The sequence below is a fragment of the Pseudomonas petrae genome, assembly GCF_021728295.1.
Lineage (GTDB): Bacteria > Pseudomonadota > Gammaproteobacteria > Pseudomonadales > Pseudomonadaceae > Aquipseudomonas > Aquipseudomonas petrae.
In genome coordinates this window covers 12,259-35,349 of record NZ_JAKJXE010000007.1, presented here as the reverse complement: position 1 = coordinate 35,349, position 23,091 = coordinate 12,259, and the positions used below count along the sequence as shown (strand labels likewise).

The window sequence follows — 23,091 nt, the reverse complement described above, 5'->3', positions numbered from 1 at the left end:
GTTCCACCTGACAGAGGAAGACCTATGTTCGGCTTAGAGGCGCTCGATCTCGCCCGAATCCAGTTTGCATTCACCGTTTCGTTTCACATTCTTTTCCCTGCCATCACCATTGGTCTGGCGAGCTTCCTTGCGGTGCTCGAAGGCTTGTGGCTGAAAACCCATGACAACACCTACCGCGACCTCTACCATTTCTGGTCAAAGATCTTTGCCGTCAACTTCGGCATGGGTGTGGTTTCGGGTCTGGTCATGGCGTACGAGTTCGGCACCAACTGGAGTCGCTTCTCCGACTTCGCCGGCGCTGTCACCGGGCCGTTGCTGGCCTATGAAGTGCTCACCGCCTTCTTTCTCGAAGCGGGTTTCCTCGGCGTCATGCTGTTCGGATGGAACCGCGTCGGCCGCGGCCTGCACTTCTTCGCCACGTCAATGGTGGCAGTCGGCACACTGATTTCAACCTTCTGGATTCTGGCTTCCAATAGCTGGATGCAGACCCCGCAGGGCTTCGAGATTGTCGATGGCCGCATCATCCCGGTGGACTGGTTCGCGGTGATCTTCAACCCCTCGTTCCCGTACCGTCTGACGCACATGGCGATTGCCGCCTTCGTCGCCACGGCGTTTTTCGTCGGCGCATCGGCGGCCTGGCATCTGCTGCGTGGCCGCGACAACCCGGCGATCCGCAGAATGCTGTCCATGGCCATGTGGATGGCGCTGATCGTTGCGCCGATTCAGGCAGTGGTGGGCGACGCTCACGGCTTGAACACCCTTGAGCACCAACCGGCCAAGATCGCTGCCATCGAAGGTCACTGGGAAAACGTCGGTGACGAGCCGACCCCGCTGATTCTGTTCGGCATCCCGGACATGAAAGAAGAGCGCACCAAGTACGCGGTCGAGATTCCGTATCTGGGCAGCCTGATCCTGACCCACAGCCTGGACAAGCAGATCCCGGCGCTGAAGTCCTTCCCTCCGGAAGACCGTCCGAATTCGCTGATCGTGTTCTGGTCGTTCCGCGTCATGGTGATGCTGGGCATGCTGATGATCGCGGTCGGTCTGTGGAGCGCCTGGCTGCGCTGGCGCGGCGGGCTGTACACCAACCGCTGGTTCCTGCGTCTGGTCATGTGCATGGGGCCGGCCGGTCTGATCGCCATGCTGGCGGGCTGGTTCACCACCGAAATCGGGCGTCAGCCGTGGGTGGTCTACGGGATCATGCGCACGGCGAATGCGGTGTCCCGGCACAGCGTTGAACAGTTGAGCATTACCCTGGTGTTGTTCGTGGTGGTGTATTTCCTGCTGTTTGGCACGGGCTTCGGCTACATGATGCGTCTGGTGCGCAAAGGGCCTAAAACCCATGAAGGCGACACTCCGGCACACGGCGGACCAGGGCAGAAACGCACCCCGGCGCGTCCTCTCTCTGCTGCTGATGAAAGCAGCACGGACCACCGCAAAGACAGTCTGACTGAGGGGAACTGAGCCATGGATATCGATCTTCCACTGATCTGGGCCGTGATCATCATCTTCGGCGTCATGATGTACGTCATCATGGACGGCTTCGATCTGGGCATCGGGATACTGTTCCCGTTCATGAAGGACAAGACCGACCGCGACGTGATGATGAACACCGTCGCGCCGGTCTGGGATGGCAACGAAACCTGGCTGGTGCTGGGCGGGGCCGGCTTGTTCGGCGCCTTCCCGCTGGCCTACTCGGTCGTGCTTGAAGCGCTGTACCTGCCGTTGATCTTCATGCTGTTCGGGCTGATCTTCCGCGGCGTGGCGTTCGAGTTCCGCTTCAAGGCCACTGACGTCAAGCGTCACCTGTGGGACAAGGCGTTCATCGGCGGTTCGCTGGTGGCGACGTTCTTCCAGGGCGTGGCACTGGGCGCGTACATCGACGGCATTCCTGTGGTCGATCGTGCCTATGCCGGCGGTGGGCTGGACTGGCTGACGCCGTTCTCGGTCTTCTGCGGTCTGGCGCTGATCGTGGCGTACGCCTTGCTCGGCTGCACCTGGCTGATCATGAAGACCGAGGGGGCGTTGCAGAAAGCCATGCACGATCTGGCACGACCCTTGGCCCTCGCGACATTGGTGGTGATGGCGATCGTCAGTCTGTGGACGCCACTGGCGCATCAGGCCATCGCCGATCGCTGGTTCAGCCTGCCAAACCTGTTGTGGTTCATGCCGGTGCCGGCACTGGTCATGGTGACAATGTACGGCCTGTTCAAAGCGGTGGCGCGCAACGCCAACTACGCGCCGTTCCTGTTGACGCTGGTGCTGATCTTCCTCGGCTACAGCGGGTTGGGCATCAGCCTGTGGCCGAACATCATTCCGCCAGCAGTGTCCATCTGGGCCGCGGCCTCGCCGCCACAGAGTCAGGGTTTCATGCTGATCGGTACGCTGTTCATCATTCCGCTGATCCTGGGTTACACGTTCTGGAGCTATTACGTATTCCGCGGCAAAGTCACCCACGAACACGGCTATCACTAGCAGAAAGAGGCCCCGGTTTATCGCCGGGGCCTGACTGCGGGAGAAGAGGGTTTAGCGATGTCGGTTAAAGAATCTGTTCAATACGAGACCCGGAACCAGGATCCGCAACAGGCTCGCAACGATCTTGAACGCGAGGTTGATCCAGCGAAGGGCAAACCATTGTGGCAACGCATCGGCTGGCTGTTGATCATCTGGACCGGCAGCGTGCTGGCGCTGTTCGTCGTCGCCATGCTGCTGCGCATGTTCATGACAGCGGCAGGCATGAAGTCGCACTGAGTGATTCGCGCTCGATAAAAAACCCGCTTCGGCGGGTTTTTTTGGGCCTCACATCTGGAGGCCGCACAGGGAGCGCGACGAGCGCTATTTACGCGCCTTGAGAATCACGAACTTCGGCGTCGCAGCCACCTGCTCCACCCCTCTGAACAGCCGCGCCAATTTGCTGTGATAGCCCAGATGACGGTTGCCGACGATGTACAGCGCGCCGCCGGTGACCAGGGCCGAGCGCGCCTGCTGGAACATCCGCCAGGCGAGGAAATCGCCGACCACTTGCTGCTGGTGAAACGGCGGATTGCACAGGACGACGTCCAGCGAATCGGGGTCCTGCGCTGCCAGCCCGTCGCCTGCGTGAATCATCGCAGGACGCTCGCCGAGCGCCAGTCTCCAGTTCTCCTGCGCCGACTGCACCGCCATGAACGACTCGTCCACCAGCGTGTAATGCGCGTCGGGATTGTCCAGCGCGCTGGTGATGGCGAGCACGCCATTGCCGCAACCCAGATCTGCGACCCGCGCCGAGCCCAGGCCCTTGGGCAAGTACGGCAGGAAGGCCCGGGTGCCGATGTCCAGACCGTCGCGGCAGAACACGTTGGCGTGGTTGATCAACTCGATTTTTGGCTCGTCCAGCGTGTAACGGGTGGGGTAGGGCGAGGGCTGAACGGTTTTGGCTTCAGGGGTACAGAGCAGCAGCCGCGCTTTTTTTACTGCGAGCGATGCCTGCACGGGGCCGATGTATTCTTCCATCAGCTCGCCAGCCGAGCGGGGCAGGTGCTTGATCATCCCGGCAGCGACGACTCTGGCGTTCGGGGCCAGTTGGCCCTGCAAACGGATCAGCTGTTCTTCCAGCAAGGCCAGGGTCTTCGGCACGCGAATCAGCACCCAGTCGAAGTGGCCGGTCAACGACGCACTCGCCGGGATCACCGGCACCGCGTCATAGGTCAGGCCGTTGCGCACCAGGTTCTTTTCCAGAGCCTGAGCGCCGAGGTACGAATCCGTGCTGCTGACCACTGTCGCATGGGGCGCGAGGCTGGTTGCGAGCGCGCCGAAGCTGTCGTTGAGCACCAGCACCCGCGTTTGCAGCGTCACCCCCTGTTCAGCGACGTGGTTGAGCAGATACTCGTCGGCGGCATCGAAGGCCTGCAAGGGCTCATCCGACTGTTCCGGCTGGCGGATCAGGTCGAGCTGGGCAAACGGGGTGGTAAGCAGGGGCATGGGCGGAGCAGTTCCAGTCGTGGATGGCGCGACCGGCGTGTCCAGATTCGCGAAGCCGGGGATTTTACGTGTTTTTTGCCCGCGCGCACCGGGCTTTTCACCCCTGCTTCGCCTTGTGCCTAGATCACCCCGTCTTTCGTTGCCTGGACCACTGCCGACATCTTATTGCAGGCGCCGATCTTCTGGATGGCTTTGCCCACGTGGAAATTAACGGTGCGCGCTGTGACATCAAGAATCAACGCGACCTCTGCCGCTGTCTTGCCAGTAGCGGACCACTTCAATACCTCCACCTCTCTGATCGTCAGGCCCTTGTAGGTCAGCGTCTCCGCGCTCGCCGTGCAGTCTTCCCCCAGCTTTCGAGTTTCCATCGTGTGCCTCCGTGCTCAGTCTTGATCGTCCTGATCGAAGTCTAGGAAACAATCACGGCCTCGAATGGAGCGTGCTTGGTAAGCGCGCCGAAGTAGCACCCGATGAGCCGCCAACATTTTTTTTAATTGCCATTATAATCAACAGGTTAAGAGGGTTTAGCGTCGCCACATGAACCACTTGGCGATAACGCCGATAGCGAAATACTCTAAAAATTGCCCGGGCCGTTGCGGATATCACTACAAACCGACGGTGTTTATCGCGGCGGGTTTGCGGGACACTGATCACCCTTTTTGTGAGACAGGAGCCAGGAGCGCCCCATGACGGCCAGTGCAGAGAAATTCACCCGGCAAACACTGTTGGACGTTACGCCGCTGACTCCCAGTCTCTTTACCTTTCGCACCACCCGCGATCCCGGTTTCCGATTCACGGCGGGACAATTCGCACGTCTGGGCGTGACCAAACCCGATGGCACGACCGTATGGCGGGCGTATTCGGTGGTGTCCTCGCCCTTCGATGAATTCCTCGAATTCTTCTCTATCGTGGTACCCAACGGCGAATTCACCAGCGAGCTGAGCCGGCTTCGTCAGGGCGACACGCTGATGGTGGAAAAACAGGCGGTGGGCTACCTGACCCTTGATCGTTTCACGGACGGTCGCGACCTCTGGATGTTGTCCACAGGCACTGGTGTTGCGCCGTTCCTGTCGATTCTGCAGGACTTCGAGGTCTGGGAAAAATTCGAGCGCATCATTCTTGTGTACAGCGTCCGCGAGTCCCGGGAGCTGGCCTACCAGCAGCTCCTTGCCGAGCTGACCCAGCGCGAATACCTGGCCGAGTACGCGCACAAGTTCATGTTCATCCCGACGGTGACGCGGGAGCCTCATCCCGGGGCGCTCAACGGACGGATTACCACGCTGATCGAGAACGGTGAGTTGGAGAAGGCGGCCGGCGTCGCGCTGACACCCGAGCACTCACGGGTGATGATCTGCGGCAATCCGCAGATGATCGAAGACACCCGCGCGGTCCTGAAAACCCGAGACATGCGCCTGGCATTGACGCGCAAGCCGGGTCAGATTGCGGTGGAGAATTATTGGTAGGTCGGATCCCGCTGGAGACACCGCAAAATCACTGTAGAAGCGCGTTTGCCCGCGAATGCGATCTGTCAGTGACATCTGCCTTGTCTGACACACCCTGTTCCCGGGCAAGCGCGCTTCTACAAATTTTCTGGCCGCAACAGGTTGTGGCCGCTCCTACAGTCAGTGTCCTTAAACGAACCGGTCAGGCGTCACCGGCAATGGCGCAGCCGGTTTGTTGTTCTGCTCTTTCAGCAAATCGCGGATCTCGCCCAGCAGCAGCTCTTCTTTGGTCGGCGTTGGCGGCAGGGTTGGTGCTTTGGCCTCTTCGCGTTTAAGACGGTTGATCGCCTTGACGCCCATGAAGATGGCGAAGGCCACGATGATGAAGTCGATTACGGTCTGGATGAACTTGCCGTAAGCCAGCATCACAGCAGGGGCGTTCCCTTCGGCGGGCCGCAGCATGATAGCCAGATCACTGAAGTCCACGCCGCCGATCAGCAACCCGAGGGGCGGCATGATTACATCGCCGACGAACGACGAAACGATCTTGCCGAATGCCGCGCCGATGATGATACCGACGGCCATGTCGACGACGTTTCCTTTTACGGCAAAGGCTTTGAACTCGCTTAGTACGCTCATGGGTGTATTCCTTTGTTACAGATGAGAGTGGTAAATGCAGTGTAAGTCAGCTACCTGCATCTCGCTTAATCCATGCAATCGACCGGGTACGTCCCGGTAAGTTTTATTTAATCCTCCAAAAGCATGCATGCTCGTTAGCGCTGCGCCCGCGGTTTGACGCATCGGGTATGATTGCCCCCTTTTTACATCGGGGGTCTCATGGCCAAGGCCAAACGCATGTACGGCTGCACCGAGTGCGGGTCGACGTTTCCCAAATGGGCGGGCCAGTGCAGCGAATGCGGCGCCTGGAATACCCTCGTTGAAACCGTCATCGACAACAGCACGGCGGCTGCGCCCAGCGGTCGTTCCGGCTGGACCGGCCAACAGGCACAGATCAAAACCCTGGCGGAAGTCAGCGTCGAAGAAATCCCGCGTTTTTCCACCAATTCAACCGAACTCGATCGCGTGCTGGGCGGCGGTCTGGTGGATGGTTCCGTGGTGCTGATCGGCGGCGACCCCGGCATCGGCAAGTCAACCATTCTGTTGCAGACCCTCTGCGCCATCGCCGAGCGCATGCCCGCGCTGTACGTCACCGGCGAAGAGTCGCAGCAGCAGGTCGCGATGCGTGCCCGTCGGCTTGGCTTGCCCCAGGACAAACTGCGGGTCATGACCGAGACCTGCATTGAAACGATCATTGCCACGGCGCGCATCGAGCAGCCGAAGGTCATGGTAATCGACTCGATCCAGACCATCTTCACCGAACAGCTGCAGTCAGCGCCCGGCGGCGTATCCCAGGTTCGCGAGAGCGCCGCGTTGTTGGTGCGTTACGCCAAGCAGAGCGGCACGGCGATCTTTCTCGTCGGGCATGTCACCAAAGAAGGCGCGCTGGCCGGGCCTCGCGTCCTGGAGCACATGGTCGACACCGTGTTGTATTTCGAGGGCGAGTCCGATGGCCGCCTGCGTTTGTTGCGCGCAGTTAAAAACCGCTTCGGTGCTGTAAACGAACTGGGCGTCTTCGGCATGACCGACAAGGGGCTGAAAGAAGTCTCGAACCCTTCGGCGATCTTTCTCACACGAGCGCAGGAAGAAGTCGCAGGCAGCGTGGTCATGGCGACATGGGAGGGCACGCGGCCGATGCTGGTCGAGGTGCAGGCACTGGTCGATGACAGCCACCTCTCCAATCCGCGGCGCGTTACGTTGGGACTGGATCAAAACCGGCTGGCCATGCTGCTGGCCGTACTGCACCGCCACGGCGGCATTCCCACCCATGACCAGGATGTGTTTCTCAACGTCGTGGGCGGGGTGAAAGTGCTGGAAACCGCTTCCGACCTGGCCTTGATGGCCGCTGTGATGTCCAGCCTGCGCAACCGTGCGTTACCGGGCGACTTGCTGGTTTTCGGCGAGGTGGGCTTGTCGGGCGAAGTGCGCCCCGTGCCCAGTGGTCAGGAGCGACTCAAGGAAGCGGCCAAGCACGGCTTCAAACGCGCCATCGTGCCCAAGGGCAACGCCCCGAAAGAGTCGCCGCCGGGTCTGACAGTGATTGGCGTGACTCGCCTCGATCAAGCGCTGGACGCGTTGTTCGAATAAGGCAGCGCGGCCTATATGTGTATCAGTGCCCCGAGCTCGCGCTCCAGTTCACCGTGATCGGCAAGGTTGAGTTCGATCAGTCGACGCAGGTGCGTCACTGAATCGAGCTCGATGTGCTTGCAAACAAATCCTAGGTGATTGTGATCATCGTGGGTCAGTTGCACTTCCATCACGACGTCAATACCGTCCTGCAACTCGATGTCGACCATGAAGCGCTCGTCGGGATCGCCGTCCCAGGGCGAGGGCTTCTGGATCAGCAGCCCCTTGAGCGACAGGTCGATCAGCTGAACGGTCCAGGTCTGGCCGTCCTGGGTGAGTTTTGTTTTCGCGTCGAATGCAACACGTTTGAAGCGACGACGATCTTTGTGGTTATCGGTCATTACGCAACTACTCCTTCAGCGCCTGAAGCGCCCGCTGCGTTGACTATAGGACAAATATCGCGCTAGACCATCGTGGGGGTAGCCTTTCGCTCCGGCGGCGCTAAACTCCGCTTGCTGAACAAAAATAAGTCCACTCAGTTGGAAACAAAAAAAATGAAAAATAATAATGGTCTGCTGCGCCACGTGCCCTGGCTGATTGTTGCGATCCTTGGGGCTTGGGCCCTGGGAGTGGTTGCTTTGCGTCGCGGGGAGGCGATCAACGCACTCTGGATTGTGGTCGCCGCCGTGGCCATTTATCTGGTCGCTTATCGCTACTACAGCCTGTTCATCGCAACTAAAGTCATGCAACTCGACCCGACCCGGGCCACCCCTGCGGTGCTCAAGAACGACGGGCTCGACTACGTTCCCACCAATAAACACATTCTCTTCGGTCACCACTTCGCTGCCATTGCCGGCGCCGGTCCGCTGGTCGGTCCGGTGCTCGCCGCGCAGATGGGCTATCTGCCGGGTACGCTGTGGCTGATCGCCGGTGTCGTGCTGGCGGGTGCGGTTCAGGACTTCATGATCCTGTTCCTTTCCACGCGTCGTAACGGTCGCTCTCTGGGCGACATGGTCCGCGAAGAAATGGGCCGGATTCCCGGCACCATCGCGTTGTTCGGCTGTTTCCTGATCATGATCATCATCCTCGCGGTGCTGGCGCTGATCGTCGTCAAGGCACTGGCCGAGAGCCCATGGGGCATGTTCACGGTCATGGCGACGATTCCGATCGCGATGTTCATGGGCATCTACATGCGCTTCATCCGCCCGGGCCGCATCGGCGAGATCTCGGTGGTGGGCGTCGTGCTGTTGCTGCTGTCGATCTGGGTCGGCGGTCTTGTAGCAGCAAGTCCTGAGTGGGCGCCGATGTTCACGTTCACTGGCGTGCAGATTACCTGGATGCTGGTCGGTTACGGTTTTGTCGCTGCGATGCTGCCAGTCTGGCTGGTATTGGCGCCTCGCGACTACCTGTCCACGTTCCTGAAAATCGGCACCATCATCGCGCTGGCGATCGGCATCCTGATTCTTGCGCCCGAGCTGAAAATGCCTGCGCTGACCCAGTTCACCGACGGCACCGGCCCGGTCTGGAAAGGCACCCTGTTCCCGTTCCTGTTCATCACCATTGCCTGTGGCGCCGTATCCGGTTTCCACGCGCTGATTTCTTCGGGGACAACGCCGAAGCTGCTGGATAACGAAGTCAACGCCCGTTACATCGGTTACGGCGGCATGCTGATGGAGTCGTTCGTGGCGATCATGGCCATGGTCGCGGCTTCGGTCATCGAGCCAGGCGTGTACTTCGCGATGAACAGCCCGGCTGCCATCGTCGGTTCCGACGTCAACTCGGTCGCGCAGATGGTCAGCAGTTGGGGCTTCCTCATCACACCGGATCAGTTGACCGCTGTGGCGAAAGACATCGGCGAGAACACCGTCCTGGCTCGTGCCGGCGGTGCCCCGACTCTCGCAGTGGGGATCGCGCAGATCCTGCACCAGGCGTTCCCCGGTCAGAACACCATGGCGTTCTGGTACCACTTCGCGATTCTGTTTGAAGCGCTGTTCATCCTGACCGCAGTGGATGCCGGTACCCGTGCCGGTCGCTTCATGCTGCAGGACCTGCTGGGCAGTTTCGTGCCCGCGCTGAAACGCACCGAGTCCTGGACCGCCAACGCCATCGGCACCGGTGGTTGCGTCGCGCTGTGGGGGTATCTGCTGTATCAAGGCGTGATCGATCCGCTGGGCGGGATCAACACGTTGTGGCCATTGTTCGGTATCTCGAACCAGATGCTGGCGGGTATCGCGCTGATGCTGGCGACGGTTGTGCTGATCAAAATGAAGCGTCAGCAGTACGTCTGGGTCACTATCCTTCCGGCTTCGTGGCTGCTGATCTGCACCGTCACCGCAGGCTTCATCAAGCTGTTCGACCCGAGCCCTGCGGTAGGCTTCCTGGCGCTGGCGAAGAAATACAGCGCGGCGGCTGACGCCGGTCAGGTGCTGGCCCCGGCCAAGACCATGGACCAGATGCAGCACGTGATCTTCAACGCCTACACCAACGCCACCCTGACCACGCTGTTCCTGTTCGTGGTCCTGAGCATTCTGTTCTATGCGCTGAAGGTCGGCCGTGCGGCGTGGGTCAAGAAAGAGCGTACCGACAAGGAATCGCCGTTCCAGGCCTTCCCGGAAACCCATTGAGTGCGCTGTAACGCGAGGAGCTGCATATGTTCAACGATCTGAGTCGCCTGGGTAAGTATCTCGGTCAGGCCGCTCGCCTCATGGTGGGCATGCCGGATTACGACAACTACGTTGAGCATATGCAGAAGACCCACCCGGACAAGCCGGTGATGTCCTACGAAGCGTTCTTCCGGGAACGCCAGGACGCACGTTACGGCGGGAAGGGCGGGCCCAAGTGCTGTTAAAGGGTTGATCCCTGCAACGCCTGGTTCAACAACGCGCCACGCCAGTCGTGGCGCGTTCGCGTCTGCCACTTCCACCGGCAGCCGTTCCACCTTGTAGGAGCGCGCTTGCCCGCGAATGCCTTTCAACTGTTTCCGAAGAGGGTGCAGACAGATTGCATTCGCGGGCAAGCGCGCTCCCACAGTCTGAACAGTGACACGTCAGGAGAACCCATGACCGCTTCGCACCCCATCCCCGTGACAATCCTCAGCGGCTTTCTCGGCGCCGGCAAAACCACTTTGCTGCGCCATCTGCTCAAGGAAGAGCACGGCCTGAAGATTGCCGTGATCGAGAATGAATTCAGTGACGCCGGCATCGACACTCAGTTGCTCGGCGACGAGCCGGTACAGGTGATGACCCTGTCCAACGGCTGCGTCTGCTGCACCATTCACACCGACCTGACCAAGGCGCTGTATCTGCTGCTGGAACGCCTCGACAGCGGCGAGATCGCGTTTGACCGGCTGGTCATCGAATGCACCGGGCTGGCAGACCCCGCACCGGTTGCGCAAACCTTCTTCGTCGACGAAGAGCTGCGCGAGCGATACATCCTCGACGGCATCATCACGCTGGTCGACGCAGCCCATGCCGATACGCACCTGGAGCAGACCATCGCCCAAGCGCAGATCGGCTTCGCGGATCGTCTGTTGGTGAGCAAGACCGATCTGGTGGATGAAGCAACGTTCAAAGCGCTAAGCGAGCGACTGACCCGCATCAACCGACGTGCGCCGATCCGCGTGGTCGAACACGGCAAGATCGACCTCGCCGAACTGCTGGATGTGCGCGGCTTCAACCTCAACGCTGACATCGGCGGGATGACCCTGCGCCCGGCGGCTCCGGCAGGCCGCTCCATCGACCGCATCAGCAGCCTGGTCCTGCGCAGTGATCAGCCGCTGGATATCGACAAGCTCAGCACGTTCATGAACGAGTTGCTGGAAGCGCACGGCAAACAACTGCTGCGCTACAAAGGCGTGCTGAGCATCGCCGGCGAAGACCGCAAGCTGGTGTTTCAGGGGGTGCTGAAGCTCTACGGATTTGATTTCGATGTGGAGTGGGCGGAAGGCGAGAAACGCGAAAGCGTGATCGTGTTCATTGCTGACGAACTGCCGGAGGAGAAGATCCGGGCCGGCTTTGCGCAAGTCGCGGCGGATTGAGTCCGAGCCACGCTGCCGATCAACTGTAGGAGCGCGCTTGCCCGCGAATGCGTCATTTCAAATACGTCTAGGGTGACTGACACGCCGCGTTCGCGGGCAAGCGCGCTCCTGCAATGAGACACGGCGCAAAAAAAGCCCGGCTCAAGAGCCGGGCTTCTCATGTACTGCTGGGGCGTCAGATCAAGCGCCGTAAACCGGCAGCTTGGCGCAGATGGCCTGGACCTTCTCACGAACGGCGTTGATCACCGCTTCGTTGTTCAGGTCTGCCAGGATGTCGCAGATCCAGCCGGCCAGTTCCTTGCACTCTGCTTCCTTGAAGCCGCGAGTGGTCACGGCCGGGGTGCCGAAGCGCAGGCCGGAGGTGACGAACGGGGAGCGTGGATCGTTTGGCACGGAGTTCTTGTTCACGGTGATGAACGCTTTGCCCAGTGCGGCGTCTGCGTCTTTACCGGAGATGTCCTGCTTGATCAGCGACAGCAGGAACAGGTGGTTTTCAGTACCGCCGGAGACCACGTCGAAACCGCGCTCGATGAAAACGCCGGCCATGGCCTTGGCGTTTTTCACCACTTGTTCCTGGTAGGTCTTGAACTCAGGCTGCAGCGCTTCCTTGAAGCAGATCGCCTTGGCCGCGATGACGTGCTCAAGAGGACCGCCTTGGCCACCCGGGAAGACAGCGGAGTTCAGCTTCTTCTCGATCTCGGCGTTGGCGCGCGCCAGGATCAGGCCGCCGCGTGGGCCGCGCAGGGTTTTGTGGGTGGTGGTGGTGACGACGTCAGCGAACGGAACCGGGTTCGGGTAAACGCCTGCGGCGACGAGACCGGCCACGTGGGCCATGTCGACGAACAGGTAAGCGCCGACCTTGTCAGCGATTGCGCGGAAGCGCGGGAAGTCGAGGATCTGCGAGTAGGCCGAGAAACCGGCGATGATCATCTTCGGTTTGTGCTCGACCGCCAGACGTTCGACTTCGTCGTAGTCGATCAGGCCGTTGCCGTCGATGCCGTACTGAACAGCGTTGTACAGCTTGCCCGAGGAAGAAACGCTGGCGCCGTGGGTCAGGTGACCGCCGTGGGCAAGGCTCATGCCCAGAATGGTGTCGCCAGCATTGAGCAGCGCCAGGTACACCGCGCTATTGGCTTGGGAACCGGCGTGTGGCTGGACGTTAGCGTAATCGGCGCCGAACAGTTGCTTGGCGCGATCGATGGCCAGTTGCTCGACGATATCGACGTATTCGCAGCCACCGTAGTAACGCTTGCCTGGGTAGCCTTCAGCGTATTTGTTGGTGAGGACCGAGCCCTGGGCTTCCATGACGGCCGGGCTGGTGTAGTTCTCCGAGGCGATCAGCTCGATGTGATCTTCCTGACGCTTGGCTTCCTGTTCCATAGCGGCGTACAGGTCGTAGTCGTACTTGGCGATGGTCAAATTGCGGCTGAACATGGCGGTCCTCGGGGATCGGGCAGTAGAAAAGGGGGGCATTCTAACCCATCGGGTTTTATCTGGCATATGAAAGCGGGTCATGTCCGGGACAAGCGGTTTTCATGCGGGAGAATGACTGACGAATGATCTTGTAGGAGCGCGCTTGCTCGCGATGCGATTTTGGGCCAGACACATTTGTGTCGGATGTACGAGTGGTTCGCGGGCAAGCGCGCTCCTACAGGTGATCGGTGTCTCTTCAGTCGAGCATAAACAGCGCATCGTTGCTGAACTGTGCCTCAAACCGCGCCGCTGGCATCGGTCGGCCGAAGAGGTAGCCCTGAACTTCGTCGCAGCCATGTTCGCGCAGAAACTCCAACTGCTCGTGGGTTTCCACGCCCTCGGCGATCACCGACAGATTGAGGCTGTGGGCCATGGCGATGATCGCCCGGGCGATTTGCGCATCCTGTTCCCCGGACGGCAAGCCATCGACGAACGTGCGGTCGATCTTCAGTACGTCGATGGGGAACTGCTTCAGGTAATTCAGCGACGAGTAGCCAGTGCCAAAGTCATCGACCGCAATGCTCAAGCCCAGCCGCTTGAGCCCGGCCAGAATCTGCATGGCTTCGCTCACCTCACGCATCAGGATGCTTTCAGTCAGTTCAAGTTCGAGGCAGGCGGGCGGCAGGCCGATTTCCTGGAGGATGCCGGCGATGCGCGTGCCCAACTGACCGTCCGAAAACTGCCGCGCGGAAATGTTCACCGACACTTTTGGCACGCGAACCTTCGCCAGATGCCACTCGCGCAACTGGCGGCAAGCTTCCCGGATCACCCATTCGCCGACTTCGACCACCAGCCCGAGCTCTTCGAGCACCGGGATGAATTCCACTGGCGGCACCAGGCCGCGACGCGGATGACGCCAGCGCAGCAAGGCCTCGGCGCCGGTCAGGCGCTTGCCGTCGCCACTGAATTGCGGCTGGTAATACAGCGTGAACTCGCCCTGCTCCAGGGCATGGCGCAGGTCGCTTTCCAGCTCAAGACGCTCAAGCGCACTGGCGTTCATGTCGGCTTGATAGAACTGGAAGTTGTTCTTGCCGCGTTCCTTGGCGTGGTACATCGCCGTGTCGGCGTTCTTCATCAACTGGCTCAGTTCGTTGCCATCCTGCGGGCTGAGCGCAATGCCGATACTGGCCGTGACAAAAAACTCGCGACCTTCCAGCACGAAGGGTTTCACCAGGCTGGCGAGAATCTGTTCGGCCACATGAATCGCCCGGTTCAGCGCCGCCTGTTGGGTGGGGCGAGGTTGCAGCAGCAGCGTGAATTCGTCGCCGCCCATGCGCGCAACGGTGTCGTCCTCGTCGACGCATCCGAGCAGGCGCAAGGCCATTTCCTTGAGCATCCGGTCGCCGGCAGCATGGCCCAGCGAATCATTGATCGGTTTGAAACGATCAAGGTCGAGGAACATCAGCACCACCCACGCCTGCTGACGCTCGGCGTGTTGCAACGCGCTGTGCAGACGGTCCTGAAACAGCGTGCGGTTGGGCAGATGGGTCAGTGCGTCGTAATAAGCCAGCCGATGAATACGCTGCTCACTGGCCTTGCGCTCGCTGATGTCGCTGAAGAAGCACACGTAGCTGGCCAAGTCGCCTTCATCGTCGAGCACGGCGGTAATCCCGACCCAAGCCGGGTAGTGCTCGCCGTCGCGACGCTTGAGCCACAACTCACCTTCCCAGCTGCCGCGCTGGCTCAGCTGTTTGAGGATGTAACCCAGGTGCGCTGCCTGCTGATTTTCGACGGTCAGCATCATTGGCAGCTGATCCAGCACCTGCGACACGGCGTAGCCACTGACCCGGGTGAACGCATCGTTGGCCTGCACGATATAGCCCGCAGGGTCGGTGATCAGAATGGCCGAGGTCGAGTGTTCGAATACCGTGGCCGCCATGCGCAGGTCTTTTTCGGCGCGCCGCTGCTGACTGACATCACGTCCCACGCCGAGAACGCCTTCAAACGCCCCGGATTCATCCCACACCAGAACCAGACGCAGCTCTACGGGAATCTTGCGACCATCAGCGCGGAGGCAATCGAACAGGAACAATTGGGTGGTGATCTCGCTGCGCAGGTCCGCCAACACTTCGGGCTTGTTCAGCGCTTTACTGATGCGCTGCAGCAGCGCATAGAAGCCGCTGAGCTGCTGAGGGTTAGCGATGATCGCCTTCCAGCCGTGCTGCAGAATCCACTCGGCACTGTAGCCCAGCACCGTATTGACCGAGGGGCTGAAGTAGTTGGCTCGCAGTTGCCGATCGGTGGAGAAAATGACGTCGCTGATGCTTTCCGCCAGCATCCGGTAACGCTGTTCGCTCTCGCGCAGGGACTGGCTGGCTTCCACTTGCTCGGTGATGTCCTTGGCGACGCCCACAATGCGCCTGACCAGACTGTCGTTGTCCGCCGCCAGCGCCTGTTCGCGGATGTCGAGCAGGCGCCAGTTGCTGTGCCGGTCGCGAAAACGCAGGTGACAGTGTGTCATCTCGCTGCTACCAGGCTCGCCATGGGCGCAGCGTAATTGCTCGTAAGCGCCGAGATCGTCCGGGTGCAGCAAGAACTCCCAGAAGTTTTCGCCCATTTCGTCCAGTTCGGCCCGGCTGTAACCCAGCGTCTCGCCCAAGTGGTGGTTGCTGTAAATCATTCGCCGCGTGACCACATCCTGTACGTACAGATGGTCGGGAACAGTGCGCACCACATCCGACCAGAACCGCTCCCGCTCTTGGAGCGACAGCTCGGCCTGCTTGCGGTTGGTGAAATCGCTGATGCTGAGGATGACGGCGTTGAAGTCTTCGGATTGCTCGGGGAGACGCATGACCAGCCAGAGATGCTGGTCACTGCCCTGAACGCCGGGTAGCAGGATTTCGAGCTCCAGCTGACGTTGCCCGTCGAGAACGGCCTGGAGTATCTGCAGGCCGATGCCGTTTCTGGCGCGGGGGCAACCTTCAATCAGCTTCTGCCAGACATGCTGTGCCGATTCTGCGTGCAACAATTGAGCGGCAACCTGATTGACCTCGGTGATGCGCAACTGCTGAAGCAGGTCACTGATTTGCTCGGGCTGGCTGATCAGGCGCGCGTTCAGGTCTTCGCCGCTGTTCACTTGCAGGTGCTTTAGATAAGCCGGCAGACCGGAGAGGTCCAGTACGCACAGCGCGACGCCGGTGCCTTCGAAAATGTCTTTGTAGCGTCGACGGCTTTGATGCAGCTGGAGTTGGCGGCGACGCAGGCTGCGCAACGCAAACAACGGAATGATGGAACAGAGCAGGGCGAGCAGGCATTTGCCGATCAGCGGGAAGAGCTGCGTCTGGCGGGCTTTCTGCAGGTCGAACAGGCCGCGCAGTTGCCAGTCGCTGTGGGTCAGCGGTTGCAGAAGGACTGTCTGCAACTCGCTGTCAGCGGACCGATCGGCGTCTGGCAGGTTTTTGTAAAGGGGTCGGTGACTGCTGATATCTTCCAGCAGCCAGACGGGTTGGTAATCCAGATCGCCCTGGCGAGTCAGGGATTTCAGCATGTCGGGCTTGAGTCGCAGCGCCCAGTAGCGCTCATTGCCGGTGCCGGGCTGACGGATGAACAGATAGAACGTCGAGGCGCTTGGGTCGTTGGCATAAAAATACGGGTGACCCTGGATGACCGAATGCATTTGGGTCAAAAAGCCGACATCACGGGTATCGCCGTCGCTGTCGGCGCTGACATTCCCATCGCTGTCGAGCCAGACCAGGCTTTTCAGCGCCGGCATGGACTGACGCAGACTCGCCAGCACTGCCGCTGATTCGTCTGCGGATTGCAAAGCGTCGTGTGCTTTGTCGAGCACGTTCAGTGCCACCTGCGCGTTCAGGGCCATGCTCAGGTTCAACCGGTCGGCGAGCTGCACGCTGTAGTCGATGCTGCGGTTGTGCTGACGTTCCTGAGACTGTTGGAACTGCACGATCATCTGCCATAACAACAGCATCAACATCATCAGGACCAAAACCGCGAGCGCACCTCTGAGTACGCCTTTTAAAGGCACAGTCGTTGCGCTATCAGATGGGCGCAGGGGCGAGATGGGGGTCGGTTTGAGCAAACTGTGATCCTGACTACTGGACTGAATCAGCATGTGCGAAACGCACTATAAGCCCGGTGCGTAAAAGGCGGCTAGCATGCCACCGAGCTGTGGCTAAGTGCCAGCGCTAATGGGCCGGACGGTTTGCCCTGTTGCGTGCATTCGGGTAGCTTTGCGCCACGCACGACGCGCCGGTTCTGCACGGCGTGCTTGCAGGTTTCAGAAGACGTGCAAGCATTGCTCCAGCTTTAATACCGGTCCTCGGAAGTTTGTCCCGGCCGCGCCGGTCTGGCTCTGATCAATTCAAGGCCCGGAATCGCGCTACGGCAAGTTGCGGCGCGAAGATAAACGCATTTTTTGCGACGCAGCACTAAGCTCGCGCCTTTATTCACAGTCCCATTCCAGGTTTTCATTCCATGGCTCAATACGTCTTTACCATGCATCGGCTGAGCAAAGTTGTTCCGCCGAAGCGGGAAATCCTGAAAAACATCTCCCTCTCGTTTTTCCCCGGCGCCAAGATCGGCGTACTCGGCCTCAACGGTTCGGGTAAATCCACGCTGCTGAAAATCATGGCCGGTGTCGACACCGAGTTTGACGGTGAAGCGCGCCCGATGCCTGAGCTGAACATCGGCTACCTGCCGCAAGAGCCGCAGCTCGACCCGACCAAGACCGTACGTGAAGTGGTCGAGGAAGCGGTCAGCGTGATCAAAAACGCTCAAGCGCGTCTGGACGAAGTCTATGCCGCTTATGCCGAGCCGGACGCCGATTTCGACAAGCTGGCCGCCGAACAGGCCAAACTTGAGTCAATCCTGCAGGCCAGCGATGGCCACAACCTGGAGCGCCAGCTGGAAGTCGCCGCCGATGCGCTGCGTCTGCCGGCCTGGGACGCCAAGGTCGAACACCTGTCCGGTGGTGAGAAACGCCGCGTGGCCCTGTGCCGCCTGTTGCTGTCCGCCCCCGACATGCTGCTGCTCGACGAACCGACCAACCACTTGGACGCCGATTCCGTCGCCTGGCTCGAGCATTTCCTGCACGATTTCCCGGGCACCGTGGTTGCGATCACGCACGACCGGTACTTCCTCGACAACGTCGCTGGCTGGATTCTGGAGCTCGACCGCGGCGCGGGCATTCCGTATGAAGGCAACTATTCCGGCTGGCTTGAAGCCAAGTCCGATCGTCTGGCGGCCGAATCCAAGCAGCAATCGGCCCATGAAAAGGCCATGAAAGAAGAGCTTGAGTGGGTCCGTAAAGGTGCCAAGGCGCGCCAGTCGAAATCCAAGGCCCGTCTGCAACGCTTCGAAGAGCTTCAGTCGCAGGAATTCCAGAAGCGTAGCGAGACCAACGAGATCTACATCCCCGCCGGTCCGCGTCTGGGCGACAAGGTCATCGAGTTCAAGAACGTCACCAAGGGCTACGGCGACCGCGTGCTGATCGACAACCTGTCGTTCTCCATGCCTAAAGGCGCCATCGTCGGCGTGATCGGCGGTAACGGTGCCGGTAAGTCGACGTTGTTCCGCATGCTGATGGGCAAGGAACAACCTGACTCCGGCTCCATTGAAGTTGGCGAAACCGTGCAACTGGCGTGCGTCGATCAGAGCCGCGACGACCTGGACGGCAGCAAGACCGTGTTCGCGCAGATTTCCGACGGCTCTGATCAGATCAAGATCGGCAACTACGAAATACCCTCGCGCACCTATGTCGGCCGTTTTAACTTCAAGGGCGGCGATCAGCAGAAGTTCGTGAAGGACCTGTCTGGCGGTGAGCGCGGTCGTCTGCACCTGGCGCTGACGTTGAAGGAGGGTGGCAACGTCCTGCTGCTCGACGAACCGTCAAACGACCTCGACGTTGAAACCCTGCGTTCCCTCGAAGAAGCCCTGCTGGACTTCCCGGGCGCTGCCATTGTGATCTCTCACGATCGGTGGTTCCTTGACCGCGTTGCGACTCACATCCTCGCGTACGAAGACGATTCGCAAGCCGTGTTCTTCGAAGGCAACTACACCGAGTACGAAGCCGATCGCAAGAAACGCCTCGGCGACGCAGCCGCTCAGCCGCACCGCGTGCGTCACAAGAAACTGGCCTGATTCGGGTTGGTGTCACAAAAAACGGAGCCTTCGGGCTCCGTTTTTTGTGTCTGGTTGATTGTCAGGGGAATGAGTCAGTCGCCGGCCTCAATTTGTATGACCTCGATGACTGCATCGCCGACCGGTCGACTCCAAGTGACTTCGTCCCCGACCTTGGCGCCGACCAAGGCCTTGCCCAGCGGTGACGCCCAATTGATCAACCGACTGCCCGCATCAGCCTGATCCTCGCCGACCAATTGCACGCGCTGCTCGACACTGTCCTCGTCTACAAAGGTCACCCAACTGCCAATCTGAACCTTGTCATCTGAGTTGCTGCTGACCACTTGGGCGCTCTGCAGGCGCTGGTTGAAATAACGCAGGTCACGTTCGATTTCTGCCATGCGCTGCTTGTCAGCGTCATCACCTTGAGCGTTCTGTTCGCTGTATTGCGCTTGCAGCTGCTCAACCTGATCGTGCAATTGATCAAGGCCGCGCTGGGTGACGTAATTGGTCTGGGCGCTGATCTGCCGTTCAACTGGCGGGTCGATTTGCGCGGCGGCGTTGTCTTCGTTGACGAAGGCGCGACTCATGGCGGGGCTCCTGTTCATGGCTTAGTCACATTGGGCCATGATGGGTCCCCGATAGTTTCACCCGCTATCCAGGCGTGACCGGCGTTCAATGAGAGCGGTAGGCTTTGGCGGCGTCCTGAGTTCTCTGATGGTCCCAGTCGCGATCGCGATCGTTCCAGATGCTGTCGCGGCCCTGATCCTGAACATTGCTATTGGCAAGTTGGGCCTGGCACTGACGAAATCCGTCCGACCAGCCTTGTGCATACAGCGTGTCACGCAAATAGCGCGGCACGTCCTTTTTGAATTGTCCCTTGATGACATCGATGGATTGTCGCCCGCTCCCGCAGCCATCCTGAAAACCGTCAGCGAATGCCGGTGGGTAACCTTCGGCCAATAACTGGTCGTGGGTAGACTGACATCCGGCGACAACTACAACGCACCACAGCACAGCCCATCGCGCATTCATTTTGATTTCCTCACTGCTTGAGAAAAGTTTAGAAGCGCTTCTGTGAGTTATTGGTAAAAACGCTGTAGGAAATCCATTAACCGATGCTCGGTCGCACGCAATAAGTTCCACCTTTTTTGCCCAGCGACGACGTCTCGAAAAAACTTCTGGTAATTTTCCTGTGAGCCGGCCGCCTAGATTCAAGGTTGTTAAACTGTTGCGCTGCGCAAAACCGTTTAGGAAGATTAATGAACCTCAGAACGATTCTGATCCTCGGCGCACTCAGCGCCTTTGGCCCATTGGCCATCGACTTTTACCTGCCAGGTTTCCCGGCCATCGCTTTGGCGTTCGGCACCGACGAGAAACACGTTCAACTGACCCTGGCCTCCTATTTCCTCGGCCTGAGCATCGGCCAACTCGCCTACGGCCCGATTGCCGATCGCTTCGGCCGCCGGATCCCGCTGTTATTTGGCGTCGGCTTGTTCACCCTCGCATCGCTGGCGTGCGCCTTGGCGCCTTCTCTTGAATGGCTGATTGCTGCCCGCTTCATACAGGCGTTGGGGGGATGTGCGGGCATGGTGCTGTCGCGGGCGATCGTCAGCGACAAATGCTCGCCGGTCGACTCGGCCAAGGTGTTCTCGCAATTGATGCTGGTCATGGGCCTGGCACCGATCCTTGCCCCGATGCTGGGCGGGTTGCTGGTCAACGTCGTGGGTTGGCAGGCCATCTTCCTGACCTTGACGGTGTTCAGCGCACTCACTGCGGTGGCGGTTTTCAGGGGCTTGCCGGAAAGCATGCCGGCCGGCCATCCGCGACTGCCGCTCTCGGGCGCGCTCGGGTCGTACCGGAATCTGCTGGGTGACCGTATCTTCCTGGGCCACGCGCTCACCGGCGGCATCGCGATGGCCGGGATGTTTTCCTACATTGCAGGCTCGCCTTTCGTTTTCATCAAGCTCTATGGCGTCCCGGCGGAACACTACGGCTGGTTATTCGGCATCAACGCTGCAGGCTTCATCCTCATCGCCCAGGTGAACGCCCGACTCGTTGGCCGCTATGGTCCGGCGTGGCTGCTGTCGCGGACTGTCTGGATCTATCTCGCTGCCGCCCTCGCGCTGTTGACCATCGCCTCCCTGCACACCGAAAAGCTGTGGCCGCTGCTGATTCCGCTGTTCATCTACATCGCCAGCCTGGGCTGCATCATTCCCAACGCTTCGGCGTGCGCAATGAGTGGACAGGGCAAACGTGCAGGCAGCGCGTCGGCTTTGCTGGGGTGCTTGCAATTCAGTGTCGCTGCGGGCGCGGCGGCACTGGTTGGCGTACTGCATGACGGAACGGCCGTGCCGATGGCGACCGTAATTACACTGTGCGGCCTACTCGCTGTGACGCTTGCGGTTGTTACCCGCCGAGCACAATTGAAACGAGACGCGCTGATTCCCCACGCGGATGTTCGTATCTAACCGACATCGGCAACGTTAACGCGTTGCCGACTTTCGCCAGGTTTAACCCAAGCCTGTACAAGCATGTTCAGCCTGTTGAAAAAGAGCGGGTTATATACGGCTGTTTACTACTTCGGAATTGGAAACTTCTTACAGCTATTAAAAACTCGCAACTGGGTCTCGTGCTTGATCGAGAGCAGTCCCTTCTGACACGCCCCGTGAGCAGATTATTTTCTTGAAGGGATCAGGAGTTTGCTGTGTAGGCAATCGCCCTGACGCTGAATTCGTGAGCTGCGATTGTCCGCGCAAATGCCCGTCGTTTAAGGGGTTCCGGCTATCTGGCTGAATCTGCGCAGTAAATGGGCAGCCGAATTGTGCTGAACATTTGCCAATACGGCCCACAAATAAAGGGCGAGGCAATGGACAAGTTTATCCGCCGATCGGCTGCAGGTCTTATACTAAGCGCCGTCATGGATCCGATTTAATTTTCATTTTTCTAACTGTATTGCTCGGGCACAGCTGTCTGTATTGCATGCAAGTTCCAGCGATCAGAGTTCGTATGAGGTGATTTAAATCAGGGTCCGTTTTCGCCTTATACACCCATGATGGTTCACCACAGCAACGGTCCGGCGCTTTCAACTGATTACGCCCGTGACTCCGCGCCAATGGCACGCCTCGATCTGCGCACCGGCGCCGGTCCGCTTAGATAATGTTCAACAGGGAGTGAAGACATGGAATATGTACCTTGCATCAGCCAGATCGCTGCGTTGCTCGCCGACCCCAAACGCAGCGCGATCGTGTGGGCATTGATGGACGGAACATCGCGGGCGGCCAATGAAGTAGCTTCGCTGGTGGGTCTTTCCACTTCTTCTGCCGGTGCGCACCTGGCGCGTCTTGCTGCCGGCGGATTGCTGCGCCACGAAGTACGCGCCCGCAAGCGCTACTTCAGGCTAGCTGCTCCGGAAGTCCGGACCGCCGTCCAGGCACTGGTCAGCGCATCGATGGTCAGCGCGGATTTGATCAGCCGCAGCATGGCGCAACCATTGCCGCCCCTGCCGTTATGCCGTGCCAGTGTTTGCGCGGATCATCTGGGCGGCGAGATGGGTGCCGAGCTGTATTTAAGGATGCTGGGCGCGGGCTGGATCGAACAATCCGAACACCGGCTGGAAGTTACCAGTGTCGGTATTTCCCGCTTTGCCGAACGGGGGATTTTCATTCCCGCACTGGCCCACAGACGACGCGAGGCCGTGTGTGCCTGTGTCGACTGCCATGAAAGCAGGCCGCACTTGGGCGGCGCGTTGGGGGCGGGGCTTTTGCAGTTGTTTATGCAGCTGGGTTGGCTGCGGACGACGGAAGAGGCTTCCACGTTGCAGGTCTCTTCCAATGGTCAACGAGAAATCAGCAAGATCGCCTCGGCGGCGTGACCCCCCGAAAGGGGCGCGCGGCGTGTGGAGCAGAACGTCCACACGCT

General features: G+C 59.8%; 18 protein-coding genes and 1 pseudogene. 11 read left to right on the top strand and 8 right to left on the bottom strand.

All coding sequences use genetic code 11. From position 1 onward, the window contains the following. The first annotated feature begins 24 nt into the window (after positions 1 to 24). The 3 genes and pseudogenes from L4G42_RS13510 to L4G42_RS13500 form a co-directional block, all read left to right on the top strand. Positions 25 to 1,464: a cytochrome ubiquinol oxidase subunit I gene (locus tag L4G42_RS13510; protein WP_237259380.1), complete on the top strand. Its 1,440-nt coding sequence runs from the start codon at positions 25 to 27 to the stop codon at positions 1,462 to 1,464. Between the two features lie 3 nt (positions 1,465 to 1,467). After that, positions 1,468 to 2,475: a cytochrome d ubiquinol oxidase subunit II gene (gene cydB, locus L4G42_RS13505; protein ID WP_237252973.1), complete on the top strand. Its 1,008-nt coding sequence runs from the start codon at positions 1,468 to 1,470 to the stop codon at positions 2,473 to 2,475. A 150-nt stretch (positions 2,476 to 2,625) separates the two neighbouring features. Then, a pseudogene (locus L4G42_RS13500) lies at positions 2,626 to 2,751 on the top strand (DUF2474 domain-containing protein); the annotation flags it as partial. Positions 2,752 to 2,835: 84 nt separating this feature from the next. On the opposite strand, the gene L4G42_RS13495 reads toward L4G42_RS13500, so the two are convergent. Both L4G42_RS13495 and L4G42_RS13490 read right to left on the bottom strand, forming a co-directional pair. After that, positions 2,836 to 3,960, bottom strand: coding sequence for a methyltransferase (locus L4G42_RS13495; protein ID WP_237252974.1), 1,125 nt, complete (start codon positions 3,958 to 3,960; stop codon positions 2,836 to 2,838). A gap of 119 nt (positions 3,961 to 4,079) precedes the next feature. Next, a complete protein-coding gene (locus L4G42_RS13490) occupies positions 4,080 to 4,328 on the bottom strand; it encodes a helix-turn-helix transcriptional regulator (RefSeq protein WP_237252975.1) in 249 nt (82 codons plus the stop codon). Between the two features lie 318 nt (positions 4,329 to 4,646). On the opposite strand from L4G42_RS13490, the gene L4G42_RS13485 reads away from it, so the two are divergent. Continuing rightward, positions 4,647 to 5,423, top strand: a complete 777-nt coding sequence (locus L4G42_RS13485; protein ID WP_237259382.1) for a ferredoxin--NADP reductase — start codon at positions 4,647 to 4,649, stop codon at positions 5,421 to 5,423. A gap of 168 nt (positions 5,424 to 5,591) precedes the next feature. Here the strand turns inward: L4G42_RS13485 and mscL are convergent, their stop codons facing one another. Beyond that, positions 5,592 to 6,041, bottom strand: coding sequence for a large-conductance mechanosensitive channel protein MscL (mscL, locus tag L4G42_RS13480; RefSeq protein ID WP_237252977.1), 450 nt, complete (start codon positions 6,039 to 6,041; stop codon positions 5,592 to 5,594). A gap of 198 nt (positions 6,042 to 6,239) precedes the next feature. On the opposite strand from mscL, the gene radA reads away from it, so the two are divergent. Next, positions 6,240 to 7,607 carry a DNA repair protein RadA gene (radA, locus tag L4G42_RS13475; RefSeq protein ID WP_074888638.1) on the top strand — a complete coding sequence of 456 codons (1,368 nt, stop codon included), beginning with the start codon at positions 6,240 to 6,242 and terminating at the stop codon, positions 7,605 to 7,607. A gap of 11 nt (positions 7,608 to 7,618) precedes the next feature. Here the strand turns inward: radA and L4G42_RS13470 are convergent, their stop codons facing one another. After that, positions 7,619 to 7,987 (bottom strand): PilZ domain-containing protein, encoded by a 369-nt coding sequence (locus L4G42_RS13470; protein ID WP_237252978.1) that lies wholly within the window; start codon positions 7,985 to 7,987, stop codon positions 7,619 to 7,621. A gap of 153 nt (positions 7,988 to 8,140) precedes the next feature. Here L4G42_RS13470 and L4G42_RS13465 point away from each other — a divergent pair, with 153 nt between their 5' ends. From L4G42_RS13465 to yjiA, 3 genes are all read left to right on the top strand, one after another. Then, a complete protein-coding gene (locus L4G42_RS13465; protein WP_237252979.1) occupies positions 8,141 to 10,210 on the top strand; it encodes a carbon starvation CstA family protein in 2,070 nt (689 codons plus the stop codon). Between the two features lie 26 nt (positions 10,211 to 10,236). After that, entirely contained in the window at positions 10,237 to 10,434 is a 198-nt protein-coding gene (locus L4G42_RS13460; RefSeq protein WP_065987541.1) for a YbdD/YjiX family protein, read from the top strand. A gap of 210 nt (positions 10,435 to 10,644) precedes the next feature. Next, positions 10,645 to 11,622 (top strand): GTPase, encoded by a 978-nt coding sequence (gene yjiA, locus L4G42_RS13455; protein WP_237252980.1) that lies wholly within the window; start codon positions 10,645 to 10,647, stop codon positions 11,620 to 11,622. A 180-nt stretch (positions 11,623 to 11,802) separates the two neighbouring features. Here yjiA and glyA read toward each other — a convergent pair whose 3' ends face one another. After that, positions 11,803 to 13,056, bottom strand: coding sequence for a serine hydroxymethyltransferase (glyA, locus tag L4G42_RS13450; protein WP_237259384.1), 1,254 nt, complete (start codon positions 13,054 to 13,056; stop codon positions 11,803 to 11,805). Positions 13,057 to 13,291: 235 nt separating this feature from the next. Beyond that, positions 13,292 to 17,113, bottom strand: a complete 3,822-nt coding sequence (locus L4G42_RS13445; protein WP_419789374.1) for a sensor domain-containing protein — start codon at positions 17,111 to 17,113, stop codon at positions 13,292 to 13,294. Positions 17,114 to 17,526: 413 nt separating this feature from the next. Between L4G42_RS13445 and ettA the strand changes: the two genes are divergently transcribed. Next, positions 17,527 to 19,191: an energy-dependent translational throttle protein EttA gene (gene ettA / locus L4G42_RS13440; RefSeq protein WP_237252983.1), complete on the top strand. Its 1,665-nt coding sequence runs from the start codon at positions 17,527 to 17,529 to the stop codon at positions 19,189 to 19,191. A 74-nt stretch (positions 19,192 to 19,265) separates the two neighbouring features. Here the strand turns inward: ettA and L4G42_RS13435 are convergent, their stop codons facing one another. Further along, positions 19,266 to 19,760, bottom strand: coding sequence for a GreA/GreB family elongation factor (locus L4G42_RS13435; protein WP_237252995.1), 495 nt, complete (start codon positions 19,758 to 19,760; stop codon positions 19,266 to 19,268). Between the two features lie 85 nt (positions 19,761 to 19,845). Beyond that, complete coding sequence (locus tag L4G42_RS13430; RefSeq protein ID WP_237252996.1) at positions 19,846 to 20,205, bottom strand: hypothetical protein; 360 nt, start codon at positions 20,203 to 20,205, stop codon at positions 19,846 to 19,848. A 227-nt stretch (positions 20,206 to 20,432) separates the two neighbouring features. On the opposite strand from L4G42_RS13430, the gene L4G42_RS13425 reads away from it, so the two are divergent. After that, positions 20,433 to 21,641, top strand: a complete 1,209-nt coding sequence (locus L4G42_RS13425; RefSeq protein WP_237252997.1) for a multidrug effflux MFS transporter — start codon at positions 20,433 to 20,435, stop codon at positions 21,639 to 21,641. Between the two features lie 710 nt (positions 21,642 to 22,351). Continuing rightward, positions 22,352 to 23,044, top strand: coding sequence for an ArsR/SmtB family transcription factor (locus L4G42_RS13420; RefSeq protein WP_065987535.1), 693 nt, complete (start codon positions 22,352 to 22,354; stop codon positions 23,042 to 23,044). Positions 23,045 to 23,091: the final 47 nt, after the last annotated feature.